This is a genomic window from Stenotrophomonas sp. BIGb0135, assembly GCF_024810105.1.
GTDB lineage: Bacteria > Pseudomonadota > Gammaproteobacteria > Xanthomonadales > Xanthomonadaceae > Stenotrophomonas > Stenotrophomonas maltophilia_AB.
In genome coordinates this window covers 942,901-961,251 of the sequence record NZ_JANUDX010000001.1, presented here as the reverse complement: position 1 = coordinate 961,251, position 18,351 = coordinate 942,901, and the positions used below count along the sequence as shown (strand labels likewise).

The 18,351-nt window shown below is 69.0% G+C and carries 13 protein-coding genes and 2 tRNA genes; 10 read left to right on the top strand and 5 right to left on the bottom strand.

The annotated features are described in order from the left end of the window. Positions 1-759: 759 nt before the first annotated feature. From M2421_RS04370 to M2421_RS04350, 5 genes are all read left to right on the top strand, one after another. The gene (locus M2421_RS04370) at positions 760-4,119 is read left to right on the top strand and encodes a TonB-dependent receptor (protein ID WP_259203507.1); all 3,360 of its coding nucleotides are present in this window, start codon (positions 760-762) and stop codon (positions 4,117-4,119) included. 61 nt (positions 4,120-4,180) lie between these two features. After that, on the top strand, positions 4,181-4,765 hold the full coding sequence (locus tag M2421_RS04365; protein WP_259203506.1) for an RNA polymerase sigma factor: 585 nt from the start codon (positions 4,181-4,183) through the stop codon (positions 4,763-4,765). Then, positions 4,749-5,750 (top strand): FecR domain-containing protein, encoded by a 1,002-nt coding sequence (locus M2421_RS04360; protein ID WP_259203505.1) that lies wholly within the window; start codon positions 4,749-4,751, stop codon positions 5,748-5,750. The genes M2421_RS04365 and M2421_RS04360 overlap by 17 nt, the downstream gene beginning before the upstream one ends. Positions 5,751-5,764: 14 nt before the next feature. Beyond that, the gene (locus M2421_RS04355) at positions 5,765-7,567 is read left to right on the top strand and encodes an amidohydrolase family protein (RefSeq protein ID WP_259203504.1); all 1,803 of its coding nucleotides are present in this window, start codon (positions 5,765-5,767) and stop codon (positions 7,565-7,567) included. Position 7,568: 1 nt separating this feature from the next. After that, on the top strand, positions 7,569-9,020 hold the full coding sequence (locus tag M2421_RS04350; protein ID WP_259203502.1) for an amidohydrolase: 1,452 nt from the start codon (positions 7,569-7,571) through the stop codon (positions 9,018-9,020). Between the two features lie 16 nt (positions 9,021-9,036). Here M2421_RS04350 and M2421_RS04345 read toward each other — a convergent pair whose 3' ends face one another. From M2421_RS04345 to M2421_RS04335, 3 genes are all read right to left on the bottom strand, one after another. After that, on the bottom strand, positions 9,037-9,585 hold the full coding sequence (locus tag M2421_RS04345; RefSeq protein ID WP_259203501.1) for a lipocalin family protein: 549 nt from the start codon (positions 9,583-9,585) through the stop codon (positions 9,037-9,039). Between the two features lie 326 nt (positions 9,586-9,911). Next, positions 9,912-9,987, bottom strand: a tRNA-Phe gene (locus M2421_RS04340). Between the two features lie 194 nt (positions 9,988-10,181). Further along, positions 10,182-11,357, bottom strand: a complete 1,176-nt coding sequence (locus M2421_RS04335) for a YbfB/YjiJ family MFS transporter (protein ID WP_259203499.1) — start codon at positions 11,355-11,357, stop codon at positions 10,182-10,184. An 82-nt stretch (positions 11,358-11,439) separates the two neighbouring features. On the opposite strand from M2421_RS04335, the gene M2421_RS04330 reads away from it, so the two are divergent. Both M2421_RS04330 and M2421_RS04325 read left to right on the top strand, forming a co-directional pair. Beyond that, on the top strand, positions 11,440-12,246 hold the full coding sequence (locus M2421_RS04330) for a helix-turn-helix transcriptional regulator (RefSeq protein WP_259203497.1): 807 nt from the start codon (positions 11,440-11,442) through the stop codon (positions 12,244-12,246). Between the two features lie 48 nt (positions 12,247-12,294). Continuing rightward, the gene (locus tag M2421_RS04325) at positions 12,295-13,032 is read left to right on the top strand and encodes a hypothetical protein (RefSeq protein ID WP_259203495.1); all 738 of its coding nucleotides are present in this window, start codon (positions 12,295-12,297) and stop codon (positions 13,030-13,032) included. 18 nt (positions 13,033-13,050) lie between these two features. On the opposite strand, the gene M2421_RS04320 is transcribed toward M2421_RS04325, so the two are convergent. After that, complete coding sequence (locus M2421_RS04320; RefSeq protein ID WP_259203494.1) at positions 13,051-13,470, bottom strand: hypothetical protein; 420 nt, start codon at positions 13,468-13,470, stop codon at positions 13,051-13,053. 221 nt (positions 13,471-13,691) lie between these two features. On the opposite strand from M2421_RS04320, the gene M2421_RS04315 reads away from it, so the two are divergent. Both M2421_RS04315 and M2421_RS04310 read left to right on the top strand, forming a co-directional pair. Beyond that, positions 13,692-14,714 carry an NADP-dependent oxidoreductase gene (locus M2421_RS04315; RefSeq protein ID WP_259203493.1) on the top strand — a complete coding sequence of 341 codons (1,023 nt, stop codon included), beginning with the start codon at positions 13,692-13,694 and terminating at the stop codon, positions 14,712-14,714. 85 nt (positions 14,715-14,799) lie between these two features. After that, a complete protein-coding gene (locus M2421_RS04310) occupies positions 14,800-14,964 on the top strand; it encodes a hypothetical protein (protein ID WP_259203491.1) in 165 nt (54 codons plus the stop codon). 84 nt (positions 14,965-15,048) lie between these two features. Here the strand turns inward: M2421_RS04310 and M2421_RS04305 are convergent. Beyond that, positions 15,049-15,124: transfer RNA gene (locus M2421_RS04305), tRNA-Ala, on the bottom strand. Positions 15,125-15,461: 337 nt separating this feature from the next. Between M2421_RS04305 and M2421_RS04300 the strand changes: the two genes are divergently transcribed. After that, positions 15,462-18,011, top strand: coding sequence for a Cache 3/Cache 2 fusion domain-containing protein (locus tag M2421_RS04300; RefSeq protein ID WP_259203490.1), 2,550 nt, complete (start codon positions 15,462-15,464; stop codon positions 18,009-18,011). Positions 18,012-18,351 lie beyond the last annotated feature (340 nt).

Genomic DNA, 18,351 nt, shown 5'->3' with positions numbered 1-18,351 from the left:
GCCCGCCCCCCCCCCCCCCCCCCCCCCCCCCCCCCCCCCCCCCCCCCCCCCCCCCCCCCCCCACCCCCCCCCCCCCCCCCCCCCCCCCCCCCCCCTCCCCACACACATGGCGGGTGCGCATGGGAAGGCGACGGCAATGGATTGGGGAGGGAGGGGATGGTGGAGAGCAGGGGACGGGGGAGTGCAGGGAAAGGAGGACAGAGGGGAAGGCAGGACAGAGGGGAAGGCAGGGAGGGGGAGAGGCAGGGAGGGGGAGAGGCAGGGAGGGGGAGAGGCAGGGAGGGGGAGAGGCAGGGAGGGGGAGAGGCAGGGAGGGGCAGGGGAGAGGAGGGCGGGGGAGGCTGGGTAGTGCCGAGCCATGCTCGGCAGCTCCAACCGCCAAACGTGCTGCGCGTCCGCGCGCTGAAATGAACCGCCGGCGCTCACCGTTGCGCACCGACCCACTGTCGAGGGGCGGGGCGTAGGGGAGTGCGGGACAGGTTTTGCGCCATGGATGGAGCAGAACGAGCCTGCAGGGACGGACGTGAGGCGTGCCCCGGATTTCCTTGCGCGCTGCCCCAAGCCAAAGAACGCCTAGCCCACCGCTTCCAGCGCTTCAGCTGTTCGGCTTCACCGCAAAAAGAAAGAAGCCCGTAAAGTCGACCCAAGGGAACAACGAACATCCACGGCCGATGGCGGAACACGCGCGCCGGTGCATCTGGATTGTTCAGGGGGGTACGAAACATCGCCGCTCATGTTCACTTTCACGGGGAAGTATCCATGCGTTCGTACAAGTTGCAGCCGTTGGCCCGCGCCATCCGCGGAGGCCTGATGGTGTCGGTGCTGGGCATGGTCATGCCCGCGCTGGCCCAGCAGGCCAGTTTCGATATCGCCGGGGGGCGTATCGAGGAAGCATTGCCGGAATTCGCCCGCCAGGCCGGAATCCAGATCATCAGCCCCGCCGTCGGCGATCGCGAGAACGCCGTGGCCGTCGCCGCCCTCAAGGGCCAGATGGACGCCCGCCAAGCACTGGGACAACTGCTGGCCGGGACCGGGCTCAGTGTCGCCTCCGATGATGGCCGTACCATTACACTGCGCGCCGATCGGCCCTTGCTGGCCGCCCTTGGCAGCAGCGGACTGCTGGCCACGCAAGCCGCCGCACCGGTCGCCGTGGCCGACACCCAGGCCCCGCAGCCGGCCCGCGACGCGCCGGTCACCCTCGACTCGGTCACCGTCGTTGGTACCCAGATCAAGGGTGCCAAGAGCGCGGCGTTGCTGCCGGTCGCCACCCTGCAGGCCGAACAGATCGAAGCCACCGGCGCCGTTTCCGGCGACGAGTTGTACCGCTCCATCCCGCAGATGGGCGATGTCTCCTTCAGTGGCACCAATGGCGGCAACAGCTCCAACTATGCGCGCGGCGACATCGCCTCGGTCAACCTGCGCGGGCTCGGCGTCGGCAACACCCTGCTGCTGATCAACGGCCGCCGCACCGTGGTCCACCCCACCAGCCAGGCCGATGGCAACCTCGTCCCCGTGCTGACCTACAACGCCAACACCATCCCCGTTGCCAACCTGCGCCGGGTGGAAGTGCTGCTCGACGGGGCTGCGGCGATCTACGGCACCGACGCGGTGGCCGGCGTGGTCAACAACGTCCTGCGCGACGATGTCGACGGCGGCACCATCAGCGTGCAGCGCGGCATCGGCGAGGGCACGAATCTGCGCGACCTCGGCATCAATGGCCTGGTCGGCAGGAACTCCGAGGACCTGCGCAGCAACATCACGCTGGCCTTCAACTACTACTCCACCACCGGCCTGAACTCGCTGGACCAGGACTGGACCCGCAGTGCCGACCGCGCGCCGGATTTCGTGGGCACCGCGTTCGAGGGATTGAGCGGCACCGACAACCGCAACAGCAACAGCCCGTGGGGCAACTTCACCGCGATCGGTCCGCGCGTGCGCCAGGGCACTACCTTCCTGACCACCGCTGCCGGCGCGTTCCATGTGCAGCCCGGCACCAATGAAGGCTGCAACGCCAGTCTCGGCCAGGGCCTGTGCGTGCAGTCCGGCAGCAAGGCCACCGCCGGTGCCGACCGCAACCTGCTGGACAACCAGCAGGCGCAGTTCCCGCTGTCGATCACGCCCGACGTGCGCCGGGTGAACCTGTTCCTGACCGGCAAGCATGATTTCGACAACGGCATCACCGCCTTCGGCGAAGCCGGTTGGTATCAGTCGGAGGCGCGCAGCCTGCAGTCGGGCGTCAACACCATCGCCGCGCTGCCGATGACCGTGGCCGCCAGCAACTACTGGAATCCCTTCGGTGCCACCCGCCTTCCCGATGGCAGCGTCAACCCGAACCGGCTGGCCAATCTCAACGTCGCCGCGGGCGGCATTCCGGTCAGCATCAGCAGCTACCGCTTCGAACGTCCCACCCAGATCGAGGTGAAAAACACCCAGTTGCGTGCCCTGGGCGGCCTGCGCGGTTTCCACTTCGGCTTCGACTGGGAAACGGCGGCGCTGTATTCCAGGGCCAAGGTGGTGGACACCCAGGATGCGGTCAGCATGACCCTGTTCCAGCAGGCGCTGGCGGATTCCACCTCGGCGGCCTACAACCCGTTCTGCGGTGGCTGCAACGACTACGGCAAGCTCGACCGCTTCTTCTACAAGGCCACCCGCAAGAGCGAGACCGAGCTGTATCTGTGGGACATCAAGGCCTCGCGCCCGGACCTGTTCCGGACCTGGGCCGGCGATGTCGGCATGGCCACCGGGCTGGAAGTGCGCCGGGAAACCCAGCGCGACGACCGCGATGCCCGCGTGGACGGCACCCTCACCTACACCGACAGCATCACCGGTATCGCCTATCCCAGCGACATGTACGGTGTCAGCCCGACCCCGGACACCGAAGGGTCGCGCACCGTCGCCGGCCTGTTCGCCGAGTTCTCGGTGCCGCTGGTGTCGCGTGAGATGGGCATCCCGCTGGTGCGCGCGCTGGACCTGCAGGTGGCCGGCCGCGCCGAGCACTACAGCGATTTCGGCAACGTCACCAAGCCGAAGCTGGCCCTGGGCTGGACCGTCGTCGATGGGCTCACCCTGCGCGCGTCGTGGGCCAAGGGCTTCCGTGCGCCCAACCTGGAACAGGTCAACGCCACGGTGGTGAGCCGCTCCAACACGCGCACCGATTACATCCAGTGCGAAGCGGACGTGCGCTCCGGTGCGCTGGCCTCGATCAATGCCTGCGGCACCACGTACCGCTCGTCCACCACGGCGCGGCGCTCCGGCAACCCGGACCTCAAGCCGGAAACCTCCACCAATACCAGCGCCGGCATCGTGTTCCAGCCGCAGTTCATTCCGGACGACTTCGGCCGCTTCACTTTCGCGGTGGATTACTACAAGTACGCGCAGGAAGGCATCATCGGCCTGTTCGGCGAAGGCAATGGCCTGATCCTGGACTACCTGCTGCGCCAGCAGGGCAGCAGCAATGCCAACGTGGTGCGTGCCGCGCCGACCGCCGATGACATCGCCCGCTTCGCCGGCACCGGGCTGGACCCGGCCGGCAAGGTGCTTTATGTCACCGACCAGTACGTCAACATGCAGCCGCAGACCGTGCGCGGGGTCGATTACAGCCTGGCCTGGAGTTCGCCGGAGACCGGCATCGGCCGCGTCGACATCGGCATCAACGGCACCCGCCTGATCGAGTTCTATCGCGATCGTTCGCCGGCGTTGCAGGCGCTGGAAGATGCAAAGGCCACCGGCCTGGTCGATCCGTCGATCGCCATCACCGGCGGCGGCGACCTGATCGGTGACGGTGGCAATCCCAAGTGGAAATGGAGCGGCAACCTCACCTGGCGCTACCAGAACGTCACCGTCGGCGCGAGCGCGCGCTACGCCAGCAGCTACCATGAAACCAGCCTGACCCTGGCCGATGGCACGCCGTGGACGGTGAAATCGCAGACCCTGGCCAACGCCTTCGTGAAGTACGACTTCAACAGCGAAGGGATGTTCAACGGTGTATCGCTCAAGCTGGGGGCCAACAACCTCGCCGACAAGCGACCGCCGGTGTCCGATGACAGCTACGGGTATTCCTCGGCGGTGTACCAGGCCTATCCGCGTTATTGGTATGCGAGCGTGACCAAGGCGTTCTGATCCGCGGTTCCTTCCTTACATCGCTGCCCGGTCGATGCCGGGCAGCGCAGCAGGAGTTTGAATGGGCGCAACATTGGCAGCAGAGCGGGCGTTGTGGTTGGCCGAGCATGTCCTGCCGTGCGAACGGGGGCTGCGCGACTGGCTGAGGCGGCGCATGGCGCAGGCGCAGGACGTGGATGACGTGGTGCAGGAGACCTACGCCATCCTGGCCGCGATGGCCGATGTCTCGCACGTGCGGCAGCCGCGCGCCTATGTCTACCAGGTGGCGCAATCGGTGGTGCTGCAGCAGCTGCGCCGCGCCCAGGTGGTCTCGATGGAGATGGTGGCCGAGTTCGATCGGCTGCCGATCACCGGTGAGGACGCCTCACCGGAACGGCTGGCGTCTTCGCGCCAGGAACTCAACACAGTCACCGCGTTGATCGCGCAGTTGCCGGACAAGTGCCGCCAGGCCTTCATCCTGCGCCGTGTGGAAGGGTTCTCGCAGCGCGAGATCGCCGAACGCATGCAGATCAGCGAGAACACGGTGGAAAAGCACGTATGCAAGGGTATCCGGTTGTTGATGGAGTCGATGAAACAAGGTACGGGTGAGGCAGGATCCACGGGAAAACCGGACAACACGGAGGCAGTCCATGCAAGGCGGCGCTGAGAACCGGATCGATGACGAGGCCGCGCGCTGGGTAGCGCGCGAGGACCGCGGGCCATTGCCGCCGGAAGAACTGGCCGAGCGCGACCGCTGGCTGGCGTCTGATCGCCGCCACTTCGGGGCTTACGCACGCGCCCATGCGGTGTACGCGCGCACCGGGCGTGCCCGCGCGCTGGGCAGTGCCGATCGGGTGCCGGCGGCCAGGCCCGTCGCCGGGTCGCGGCCGCGCCTGCAGTGGGCGATGGGGCTGGCTGCCTCGCTGTGCCTGTTGGTGCTGGGCGTGCACCCGCACACCGATGCCGGTGACTACTACGTCGCCGCCAAGGGCGAGATCCGCCGCGTACCGCTGGCCGACGGCTCGGCGGTGACGCTGGATTCCGGTGCGGCGGTGCGCGTGCATTACACCGACAAGCGCCGCGAGCTCAGCCTGCTGCGCGGCGAGGCCCTGTTCGACGTGGCCAAGAACCGCGCCCGTCCCTTCGTGGTGGTGGCGCGCGATACCGCAGTGACCGCGGTCGGCACCAGCTTCTCGGTCAGCCTCAACGAGCAGCGCACCCGCGGTGTGGAAGTGCTCGTGCGCGAGGGCATCGTGGATGTGGCCAATGCCAGCGGCGCGATCGCACCGACCCGGCTGCTGGCCAACCATCGCGCACTGGCCAATCGCACCCACGGCATCCGCATCGAGAGCGTGGGCCACGACGACCTGGACCAGCAACTGGCCTGGCGCGAGGGCATGCTCTCCTTCAATGGCGACACGCTCTCGGTGGCCGCCGCGCAGTTCCTGCGCTACAGCGATGTGCGCATCATGATCGATGACCCGCTGGTCGGCAGCCGCCGCATCGTCGGGCTGTACTCGGCCAACGACCCGATCGGCTTCGCCCGCAGCGTCGCGCTGAGCCTGGGGCTGGACGTGGAGCAGAACGGCAACGATGTCTGGTTGCGCACGCCGCACAACGCCTCCTACAGCGCACCGCGCTCACTGCAATGAACCAGGACGCCCGAATGAACTCGACTGTGTTGCGCGCGCGCCGGCTGGCGCTGTTGACCGGGATGCTGCTGGCCGGCGCCGTCGGGGTGGCCAGCGCGGCCGACGCGGACGTGCTGATCCGCAATGCGATGGTGTTCGACGGCACCGGCCGCGCACCGTTCGCGGCCAGCGTGCTGGTGCAGGACGGGCGCATCGCCGCGATTGGAAGCGGGCTCAAGGCGCCGGCGCACACCCGCCAGGTGGACGCGAAAGGCCAGGCATTGCTGCCCGGCCTGTTCGACCTGCACACGCACTGGACGCCGAACGCGCAGCCGGCGACGCTGCCGCAGATCGCCAACCGCTACCTGGCCGCCGGGGTCACCACGGTCAGCGACTTCCACCAGCCCCCGGAGGCCTATGCGCCGCGCCGGGCATGGCTGCACAGCATCGACGCGCCGGATGTGAAGTTCGCCGCGCGCATGAGCACCCCGTTGGGCCACGGCGCCGACTGGGGCGATGAAAACACCACGCGCTGGGTCAACTCGCCGGAGGCCGCCACGGCGGCGGTCAAGGCGGTGGCCGCGTACGCGCCGGATTTCATCAAGGCGTTCACCGATGGCTGGCGCTACTCCAACGCCGCCGACAACAGCAGCATGGACGAGGAAACGCTCGCCGCGCTGGTCGCCGAAGCCCATCGCCAGCAGCTGCGCGTGTTCACGCACACCGTGATGGTCAAGCGTGGCAAGACGGCCGCGCGGGCCGGCGTGGATGCGCTGGCGCACAGCGTGCAGGACGGCCCGGCCGACGCGGCGTTGATCGCGCTGATGAAGCAGCATGGCACCCGCTACGCACCGTCGCTGGCGGTGTACCTGCCCGAACGCGTGGATGGCAGCGGCAAGGCGCGCGCCGGCACCGAGGCGTACCGGCAGCGCGAGGCCAACTTCGCCAACGCGCTGCACAACGTCAAGACCCTGCACGATGCCGGCATTCCGATCGTGCTCGGCACCGATGCCGGCATGACCGGCACCCCGCACGGCGCGTCCACCCTGCGTGAGCTGGAGCTGTTCGTGCAGGCCGGTCTGACCCCGACCGAGGCGCTGCTGGCCGGCACCCGTGACAGCGCCGAGGCCCTGGCGCTGGGCGACCGTGGCAGCATCGAGGTCGGCAAGCGCGCCGACCTGCTGCTGGTCCGGGGGCGGCCGTGGGAGCGCATCAGCGACGTGCGCAACACCGAGCAGGTCTACGTGGCCGGGCGCCAGGTGGTGGGCAAGGGCGTACGGCAACCGGCCGGCAACCGTGCCACCGCGCTGCCGCCGCTGGCCATCGACGCGCTCGTCGATGATTTCGAACGCGCCGACCAACGCACCGCGCTGGACACGCTGCGCAATGACGATGCCGACGGCGGCAACGACCGCACCGTGCAGGTCACCGCCGTGATCGACCGCGAGCAGGGCGGCAAGGCGCTCTCGATGCAGGCCCGGCTGTCCAGCAAGGACGATGCGCATGCAGCGGTGATCCTGCCGTTGACGCGCGGGTCGGTGGCACCGGCCGACCTGCGCCGCTGGCACGGCGTGCGCGTGGACGTGCGTGCCGATGCCACGCTGCGGCTGGAGGCACGCGGCCTGGAGGGGCGCCGTTGGAGCGCGCCGCTGGCGACCAGCGGCAGCTGGCGGACGCTCGAGATTCCCTTCACCGCGTTGCGGGGCCAGCCGCCGTACCGCAGCACGGGTCCGCTGCCGGCATGGCGCGGCGACGACGTGCAGCAGTTGCTGTTCTCCGGCACCGGCAGGGCCGGGGAGACGATCTGGTTCGAGATCGACAATGTACGGTTCTACTGAGATGGCGTGGCATCTGCGCATCGCCGTAGCCGTGCTGGTCGGGGCGCTGGCGTTGCCGGCGTCCGCCGCCGATGCGCCAGACAGCGTGCTGGCGGCAGTGGACGCCTACGCCGGCCGCCAGGCCGAGGTCGGGCAGGCACTGTGGGCGCGGCCCGAGCTGGGTTACCAGGAAGTGCAGGCCTCGGCGCTGCTGCAGCAGGAACTGCGCAAGGCCGGGTTCCGCATCGAGGCCGGGGTGGCCGGCATGCCGACCGCGTTCGTGGCCCGTTATGGCACCCGCGGCAAGGGCCCGGTGATCGCGCTGCTGGCCGAGATGGACGCGCTGCCGGGCATGGCGCAGGCGGCCGTGCCGACGCGCAGCCCGCTGCCGGGCCAGGACGCGGGGCAGGCCTGCGGCCACAATCTGTTTGGCGCGGCGGTGGTCGGCGCGGCGCAGGCCGTGGCGCAGTGGCTGAAGGCCAGCGGCAGCGACGGCGAGATACGCGTGTATGGCACCCCGGCCGAGGAAGGCGGCAGTGGCAAGGTCTACCTGACCCGTGCGGGTCTGTTCGACGATGTCGACGTGGCCCTGCACTGGCACCCGGCCTCGGCCAACTCCGCCGCCCAGGGCACCAGCCTGGCCAACATCAGCGGCAAGTTCCGCTTCAAGGGCATCGCCGCGCATGCCGCGCTCGCGCCGGATCGCGGGCGTTCGGCGCTCGATGGTGTGGAGGCGCTCAACGACATGGCCAACATGATGCGTGAGCACGTGCCCGACGGCACGCGTATCCATTACGTGATCAGCAATGGCGGTGCCGCCCCCAACGTGGTGCCGGACGCAGCCGAAGCCTATTACTACGTGCGGCATGTGGATCCGGCCGTGGTACGCGATGTGATCGCGCGCCTGCAACTGGCCGCGCGCGGTGCGGCGATGGGCACCGGCACCGAGGCGACATTCGAGCCTACCGGTGGCGTGTACTCGCTGCTGCCCAACGATGTGCTGGGCCAGATCATGCAGCGTTCGCTGCAGCGGGTGGGTGGGGTGATCTACGACGCCGCCGATACCGCGTTCGCGCAGCAACTGCAGCAAAGCCTGCCGCAGCGCCCTGCGCTGGAAAGCGCGGCATCCCTGGAGCCCTACAGCGCCGAGCAGGCCGGCGGCGCCTCGACCGATGTCGGCGATGTCAGCTGGAACGTGCCGACCGTCGGCCTGAGTACCGCCACCTGGGTCCCGGGTACACCGGCACACAGCTGGCAGGCGGTGGCCGCCTCGGGGGCGCCGATCGGTGCGAAGGGCGCGCTCAACGCCGCGCGCGTGCTGGCCTTGGCCACGGTAACCCTGTTGCAGTCGCCGCAGACGGTGGCGGCGGCGAAGCAGGAGTTCGCGCAGCGACGTGGCGCGCAGTTCCGCTATGTGCCGCTGCTGGAGCGCGCCACGCCGCCGCTGGACTATCGCCAGCGCGCCAAGGAGTAAGCCGGCCGGGAGGTGCTCAGTCGAGCGGTGCCATCACCTTCAGCGGTGCCAGGTCGTAGCCCATCGCCTCGGCGCGCGCCTTGAGCCGGGCAAACAGGGCGCTGTCCATGCTCGGCGAGCGCGACAGGATCCACAGGTATTTGTGGGCCGGGTCACCGACCACGGCCCACTGATAGTCCGGATCGAGCGCGATCACCCAGTAGTCGGCCCAGACCAGCGGCACCCACGCCAGCCAGTCCGGCACGAAGCGTACCTGCAGGCGTCCGGGATGGCCCTCGACCGGGCGCGCCACGCCTTCGGCGGCGATGCGCTCCCCATCGGCGATGCGACAGCCGTTGTGCACGCTGATCCGCCCGTCGGCGCGCAGCGCATAGGTGGCGGTGATGTCGCCCACGCACTTTTTCTGGAACGACACCGGCAGGTGCGCGATCTCGTGCCACTGGCCGGCGTAGCGGCCCATGTCCAGGGCGGGCACGGAGGTGACGGGCGCGGCGGCCACGGCGTCCGTCGCAAGGCCAGCCCAGAGCAGCATGCCGGCGGCGAGCAGGGTAGGGCGAAGATGCATGGCAGACCTCTCGGCTGGACGTTCGAGCTTAGGTGCAGGCATGCATGGGCGTGTAAAGGTTCTGTCAGCGCGGAGGGAGCGGGTGACCGCAGGCTGGCCAGCCGCTGGCACCGGGAGGACGTGCATCCAGGTCGTTACCGTACCGCGTGCGGGGCGTGCGGGGCGTGCGGAGTGCGCGCGCCGCAGCCAACCCGGTGCGTTGATCGGTGTCGCATCGTCCGCGCCTCGCCTTCGACGCCGTCGATCCGGCGCTGCCTGCAGAGCGTCCCGCAACGGAGAGAACACGCAAAAAAAAGACCTGCATTTCTGCAGGTCTTTTCGAATACTGGTGGCCGAGGACGGAATCGAACCGCCGACACGGGGATTTTCAATCCCCTGCTCTACCAACTGAGCTACTCGGCCACTTCATCGCTGCGTTGCCGCTGGCGAGGACGCGAATAATACGGAGGTATGCAGGGTTCGGCAAGCGTTTCGCGAAAAAAATTTCACATTTGTTGCCGCGCGGTACGCAGGCGCAGGCAAGTGCTTGATCCAGCATGCCCGCGTGCCCGGTGCGTGCGCATGAATATCGGTTCAGCACGCACGCCCTGCGCCGCTCAGTGCGTGTCGTCCGGCATGCACCACAGCAGCACGATGCCGATCACCATCATCACCGCCGCCAGCAGCAGTGACGCCTGGTAGGAGCCGCTGTCGCGCGCCAGCGTGCCGGCCAGCGCCGGGGCCACGATCTGGGCCACGCCATAACTGAGGGTGAGGGTGGCCATCGCCTTGGCCGGGTTGTGCGGGTAATGGCGGCCCACCACGGTCAGGGTGAGGCTGACGATGCCGGCGAAGGTGAGCCCGAACAGCAGCGCGCTGCCCAGCCCGGCCGCCAGCCCGTCATCCAGCAGCGGCAGCACGAAGGACACCGCCTGCAGCGCGAAGGCCAGCATCAGCGCGCGGATCAGGCCCATGCGCGCGGCCAGCCGGTCCCAGCCGAACGTGGAGGGCAGGGCGGCCAGGCCGACCACCACCCACACCGCGCTGCCGTGGCCATGGAACGTCGGGGTCTGTTCGAGGATGGCGACGATGAAGGTGGCGCTGACCACGAAGCCGACGCCAGCGCAGAAATAGGCGGCGACCAGCAGCTGTCGCCAGCGTCGCCCGGGCGGCGCCGGGGCGTTGGCGTCGGTGTGGCTGGAGATCGCCACCGGCGCGGGCATCCAGCGCCAGGCCGGGACCAGGAACAGCAGGCCCAGCCCGCCCAGCCACAGCCACTGGGCGCTGGACCCGGCATGCCCGGCCAGGGCCGCCGTCGCCAGCCCCGAGATCACGATGCCCAACCCCAGCCCGGCGAAGTGCAGGCCCAGGCGAGGCCGCTGCTGCTGCGACAGCAGCCAGTTCAGCACCAGCCCCGAGGCCAGCAGCAGCCCGGCCGTGCTGGACAGGCCGGCGACGAAGCGCAGCGCGCTCCACAGCGCCACGTCGGTGGTGATGCCCATCAGGGCGGTGGCCAGCACCGCCAGTAGCAGGCCGATGCGGTAGAAGTGGAACTTCACGCGCATATCGCCCACCCGCGCCACCAGCAGGGTGCCCAGCAGGTAGCCGAGGTAGTTGAAGGTGGCCAGCCAGCCGCCTTGCGCGGCACTGAGCCCGGCGTCGACCCGCATCAGCGGCAGCAACGGGGTGTAGGCGAAGCGGGCCAGGCCCACGGTGAGGACCAGCGCGCAGATGCCGGCGCCGATGACCTGCCAGGGGCGGGGCGATGGAGAGGGCGGGCGGGAAGCAGGCATCGGCGGTCGGCGGGGTGGGGGACGCAGCGATCCTCGGCGATCCGGGTACGGCTGTCTTTCGATAGAATGACCCATCATGTCGATGAAGCGCCAAACCCGTCCGGCCACCTCCGGCGCTGCCGGTCGCGAGCTGGCCGTGCCACCGTTGCGCGCGCTGCCGTGGCCGGTGGTCGCGCATGGCCGGCAGATGGCCCCCGGTGAGCACTTTCCCCCGCACGTGCATGGCTGGAATCAACTTGCCTTCGCCACCGACGGCGTGCTGCAGGTCAGCGCCGCGCACGCGCGGTATGTGATCTCCCCGCAGCAGGCACTGTGGATCCCCACCGGCACGCTGCATCACACCCGCGCGCTGGGCGACGCGTCGTTCCGCAACCTCTATGTGGCCGATGCCATCGCCGCCGGCATGCCGGCGCAGTGCATGGTGCTGGACGTGTCGCCGTTGCTGCGGGCGTTGATCATCGAACTGGACGGCACCCGCGCCGACGACGACGGCCCCTATTACGCCGCGTTGTGCGCGGTGATCGCCGCACAACTGCTGCGCCAGCCCCGCCATGCACGGCACCTGCCGTGGCCGCAGGACGCGCGCCTGCAGCGCTGGTGCCAGGCGCTGTACGACCAGCCCGACGATGAGCGCCCCATGCAGGCATGGGCCGCGCAACTGTGCGTCTCCACCCGCACCCTGGCACGCCACTTCGAGCGCGAGACCGGCATGAGCGTGCGCGCGTGGCGCACAAGGTTGCGCGTGCTGCGCGCGATCGAATGGCTGGCCCAGGGCCGCTCGCCGACCGTGATCGCGCATGCGCTGGGCTACGCTTCGGCATCGGCGTTCAATTACATGTTCCGGGTCGAAATGGGGGTCAGCCCATTGCAATGGCGGCGATCGCGGTGACAATCCTCCCTCGTTCGATGGCGGGTTCGCCGCCTCTGGAGTAACGCCATGCCCGATTGGATGTCACTGCACGATGCCTACGGCAGTGCCGAATCCGCCGGCGCCATGCTGGACGCACTGGATGCCGGTGCGGGGATTGCCGGGGTGGACTGGGACGAACTCTGGTCGCGCCTCTGCCACCAGTCCACGGTCTACACGGCCAGTGTCCACGCGCTGCCGTATCTGCTGCGCGCGGCGCTGAGAGGCTCGCCGGAGACGCGGCTGGAGCCGCTGGTGTTGGCCGGTGCGATCGTCGCGCATGGCGACGACGTACCGGTGGTGCTGCCCGGTCATGCGCAGGTGCTGCAGTCGCTGGACGACTGCGCCGTGCAGACCCTGCGACAGCGGCGCGATGCACCCGGTGCGGAGACGGATGTCGTGTACCTGCTGCAGGCCGTGCTTGCGTTCCGCGGCGAACGGCTCTGGTCGCGGAACCTGGCCGGGGTGCTTCAGGGCGAGCTGTCGGGGGTGTGTCCGGCCTGCCGGTCGGATCTGTACATCGTGATCGATGACGCGCAGGCATTCGTCACCGACCAGGAATGGATCGGCGGGCGCAGCGTGCCGAAGGCGCCGATCGACGGCGGCGACCGTCCCCCGGCGTCCGAGGCGGAGGCCTGGCTGCTGGGCATGGCGCAGACGCATGGCGGCGCGCTCGCCGAGAAGCTGCCGCTGTTGTTCGGCACGTCGCGCTGCACCCACTGCGGGGCGGCGCTGGAGATCGGCGAGGCGGTCCGTCTGGCCAGCTGAGCGCCCGCGCTGCGCGGTTTACGGTGCAGCCGCCGGGGCCGCGACCGCGACCGGGCAGTCCAGGCTCAGCAGCCGCTCGCCATCGAAACGCGCCTGGATCATGCCGTTGCTTTCCTTGGCCAGCGGCCAGCGTGGCTGCGCGGCCGGGCCGGGCAGCGGGTTGCCAAGGTGGAAATAGACCGTGGCCCGGGAATCGCCCGGATGGACGGCAGCGCAGCCAACCACAGGCGAGGCCAGGCGGCCGCAGTCGCCCTGCAACAGGCACAGCCGCGTGTGGCACTGGCCCTCGCCCGACCAGCGGCCCTGCGCGGCCCGGCAGCCCGGTTCAGTGCCGAGTACCGCCCAGCAGGCCAGGCCCACCACGGTGGTGGCCGAGACCAGCGCCGGCAGCAGGGCGCGCCGCAGGCGCTGGCGCCAATGGACAGGCAATGCGTTCATGGCGTGATGATGCGCCACGCTGCGCGCGCTGACCATGTCGCGGCAGGGCCGCCGTGCCGATGGAACGCTGCAACCCCACCAGGGGCCGCGATCCCCGGCGCGCAAGGCCTGCGCGGCGCGCACTGGCGTGCACCGGTGGAACGCTGTTTTACCCCGCCGCCGCGCGGCGTCCACGGCGCGTAGTGTCGAACCTCCCGTCATACCCGCCCGGAGTTGCACCGATGAATGACCTCACCAATACCCGCGTCGTGCTGGCCTCGCGCCCGCAAGGCGAACCGGTGGCCGCCAATTTCCGCGTGGAGCAGGTGCCCGTGCCGACACCCGGCCCGGGCCAGGTGGTGCTGCGCAATCGTTATCTGTCCCTCGATCCGTACATGCGTGGCCGGATGGAAGAAGTCCCCTCGTACGCGCCGCCGGTAGCGCTGGGCGCGGTGATGGAAGGGCGAACGGTGTCGGAGGTGATCGCCTCGGCGCACCCCGGCCTCGCCGTGGGCGAACAGGTGCTGGCGACCGGCAACTGGCAGACCCACGCGGTGGTGGATGGCGAGGCCATTACCCGCCGGCTGCATGACACCGGGCTGCCGATCAGTACCGCGCTGGGGGTGCATGGCATGCCCGGTTTCACCGCCTATGCGGGCCTGCAGGAAATCGGCCGGCTGCAAGCGGGGGAAACGCTGGTGGTGGCGGCGGCAAGCGGGCCGGTCGGTGCGACAGTGGGGCAGATCGCCCGGTTGCAGGGCGCGCGCACGGTCGGCATCGCCGGTGGTGAAGCGAAACGCCGTTACCTTGAAACCCTCGGGTTCGACGTGGCCCTGGACCACCGCGCCGAGGATTTCGCCACGCAACTGCGCGCGGCGGTGCCGGACGGCATCGATGTGTACTTCGAGAACGTCGGCGGCCACGTGTTCGAGGCGGTGCTGCCGTTGCTCAACGATTTCGCCCGCATCCCGGTCTGCGGCACCATCGCCACGTACAACGCGCGCGGTGCGGTCCTGCCCGGCCCGGACCGGCTGCCCGGCTTCATGAGCCAGGTGCTGCGCCAACGTCTCACGGTGCGCGGCTTCATCCAGTCCGATTTCAACACCTTGTTCCCCTCGTTCCTGGAGGAGATGGAGCAGTGGCTGAAGGACGGCCGCGTGCAGTATCGGGAAGACATCGTCGAGGGCTTGGCCAACGCGCCGGAGGCCTTCTTCGGCCTGCTCAAGGGGCGCAACTTCGGCAAGCTGGTGGTCAAGCTGGAGTGACTGCGCACGCGGCGCCGACGCGACCCTGACCCCTGCCTCACGACCGGCGGGCTAGCGTGGCTGCCTCCCCCGACGAGTACAGCGCATGAGCAGCCAAGACAAGCAGCCGGTCCAGCAGGAAGGCGTCAAGGAAAGCCAGCAGGACCGCAAGCAGGACGAAACGGCCCGGCAGCGGCCCGCGCAGACCGACCAGGCGATCCACGATGCGGAAACCCGCCGGCCGCCGCGCAAGGACGATAACCCTGCGTGAGCCGGCGCGACCGCGACCGGCCGGTCGCGGGCATCGCCGGAACGAAAAAAGCCCCGGGAGACCCGGGGCTTTTTTCTGGAATGGTGGTGGAGCCAAGGAGGATCGAACTCCTGACCTCGTCGATGCGAACGACGCGCTCTCCCAGCTGAGCTATGGCCCCACGGATACCGCAACAACCCCGCAGGCACCGCCTCGCGTTGGGCCTAGTCTAGCGCCGTGAATGGGGCGCTGCCAAGACCCGCTGCAATCCCGCACGTACGGGGGCGTGCGTACGCCCTCAAGCGGGTACGACGGCCTCCGTCCTCGGCCGCGCGCCGGAATTCTGAACGTTCGAGTGGATTTGTGAAGAACCAATTCACGCTTGAACCATATGAAACAAGCACTTGCGTACTGTCCCTAGTACAAAAGGACTAGGCAGGAAAACGTAAAGAGGACCAGAAAGGGTGCCGATAAGAAGTGTGACGAACATCCCACACTTTTCTCCTCGAGTACCAACGATGACGACCCGTGCCGCCACCGTTTTCTCCTCGTCCATCGGCGCGCGCCTCGCGCTGCTGATGGGCATCATCACTGCCGTTGCCTTCGTCGTGCTGGCGGTGCTCATCTATCGCCAGGCCGCCAGCAGCTACCAGCAGCGGGTGCAGGCCGGCCTGCAGTCCTCGACCGCGCTGATGCGCGATTCGGTGGACCTGTACGACCGCAGCCTGAGCGACAGCACCGAACGCATGGCCGGCACCTTCCGCGCGCTGCTGCCCGAGGGCGATGCCAGCGTGGACACCGCCCACCCGATGGCGGTCGGCGAGCGCCAGGTGCCGACGCTGCGCCTGGGGGCGCAGGTGATCAACCTGCAGGAGACCGCCGTGGATCGCTTCGCCAGCGCAACCGGCGGCGTGGCCACGGTGTTCGTGCGCGACGGGGAGGATTTCGTGCGGGTGTCCACCTCGCTGCGCAACGCCGAGGGCGCGCGTGCGCTGGGGACCGTGCTCGACCATGCGCATCCGGCGTACCGCAAGCTGCTTGAGGGCGGCCGCTACACCGGGCCGGCGCGCCTGTTCGGGGTGGACTACATGACCCATTACATGCCCATCACCGACGCCAACGGCGAGGTGGCCGGCATCGCCTTCGTCGGCCAGAACTACTCCGACGGGCTGACGGCGCTGAAGACCCGGTTGCGCGGCGCGCAGCTCGGCAAGGAAGGCCACTTCCTGGCGGTCGATACCCGTCCCGGCGAACGCCATGGCAGCCTGATCGTCGCACCGGCCGACGAGGGCCAGTCCATCACCGCGCATGTGGACGCCGCCGACCTGCCGGCGCTGGAAGCACTACTTGCCGGCACCCTCGACCAGGCCACGCTGCACATCCGCGAGCGCGCCGATGGCCCTGCGCAGGCCTACTTCGTCTCGGCCCAGGCGTACGGCCCCTGGCAGTGGGCGGTGCTCGGGCTGGAGCCGGTGTCGGTGCTGCAGAACGTGTTGCACACGCTGATGCTGCGCATCGCGTTGGTGGCCGGGCTGGGCCTGCTGGTGGTAATCGTGGCCCTGCTGGTGGTGGTCAAGCGCATGCTCACCACGCCGCTGGCCCAGGCCGGGCAGGTGGCGCGCGATGTGGCGGCCGGTCGCCTGGACCGGCAGATCGTGGTCGCGCGGCAGGACGAGGTCGGGCAGTTGATGGGCGCACTGCAACAGATGCAGGCCAAGCTGCGCGAGATCATCCAGGCGCAGAACGAGATGAGTCGCCGCCACGCCGATGGCGCGATCAGCCACCGCATCGACGCCAGCCGGTTCGAGGGCGAGTTCGGCACGATGGTGACCGGCACCAATGCACTGGTGGCCGCGCACATCGAGACCAAGATGCGCATGGTCGACCTGGTGCGGTCCTACGCCAGCGGCGACCTGTCGGCGTCGATGGAAGAGCTGCCTGGCGAGAAGGCGCTGATCACCGAGGCGGTCAACGGCGTGCGCGGGCGGCTGCTGGCGATCAACGGCGAGATCAAGCGCCTGGTGGCGGCGGCGGCCGCCGGCGACTTCAGCGAGCGCGGCGACGCGGAGGCCTTCGAGTACGATTTCCGCGACATGGTCCAGGGCCTCAATACCCTGATGGTGACCGCCGACCGCAACCTCGCCGCGTTGTCCGGGCTGCTGCGCGCGCTCGCCGCCGGCGACCTGCGTGGCCGCATCGACGGCGAGTTCCAGGGCGTGTTCGCCACCATGCGTGACGATGCCAACGCCACCGTGGCGCAGCTGACCGCCATCGTCGGCGACATCCAGCAGGCGGCGGTATCGGTGTCCAGTGCCTCGGCCGAGATCGCGGCGGGCAATGAGGACCTGTCACGGCGGACCGAGCAGCAGGCGGCCAGCCTGGAAGAATCGGCGGCCTCGCTTGAGGAGCTCACCGCGGCGGTCAAGCAGAACGCCGACCACGCACGTCGCGCCGACCGGCTGGCCACCGACGCGGCCGAGGTGGCCGCGCAGGGCGGGGCGGCGGTGGCGCAGGTGGTGCAGACCATGGCCGGGATCGAGGCGTCCTCGCACCGCATCGCCGACATCACCACGGTCATCGATGGCATTGCCTTCCAGACCAACATCCTGGCGCTCAATGCGGCGGTGGAAGCTGCCCGCGCAGGCGAGGAAGGGCGTGGTTTTGCCGTGGTCGCCTCGGAGGTACGGGCGCTGGCACAGCGCTCGGCACAGGCCGCGCGCGAGATCAAGGGCCTGATCGAGGCCTCCGGCAGCCAGGTTGCCGAAGGCAGCCAGCTGGCCAGCCAGGCCGGCCAGACCCTGCAGCGGGTGGTCGCCTCGGTGGGCGAATTGAGTGGCCTGATCGAAGACATCGCCAGCGCCAGCCAGGAGCAGGCCGCGGGCATCGAGCAGGTCAACCAGGGCATCGTGCAGATGGACGGGGTGACCCAGCAGAACGCGGCACTGGTGGAAGAGGCCTCGGCGGCGGCGCGTGCATTGAATGCCCAGTCGGCCGACCTGCAGCAGACAGTGGGCCGTTTCCGACTGGCCGGCAGCCCTCGCGCCGAGCGCCAGTCCGCGGCGGCCTGAGTCCGCGGCGGCCTGATTCCGCGCGGTGGCGCCTGCGGTCTCAACATGCCGCTAATGCTCCGTGCCGTCAGTTCGCATGCTACGTGGCCCGAGGTGACACCAGCGTTCGGCAATCGCCTTCGGCCCGGTGCATTGAACAGATCGGGCCAGCATCGAGAGCCTAAATCAGCCTTCCGTCAGCAGTTGCTGAAGAAGGTTGGTTGACATTGGCATCTCAAGCCGAGAAACGGAGAAGGAGGGAAATAAATCCGAAAGTGGATAGCCTCGGAATTCTAAAAATAACATCACTCAATACGGCCACTATGGTGATCGAGTGATGTCATTTATCGTATCAGTTAGT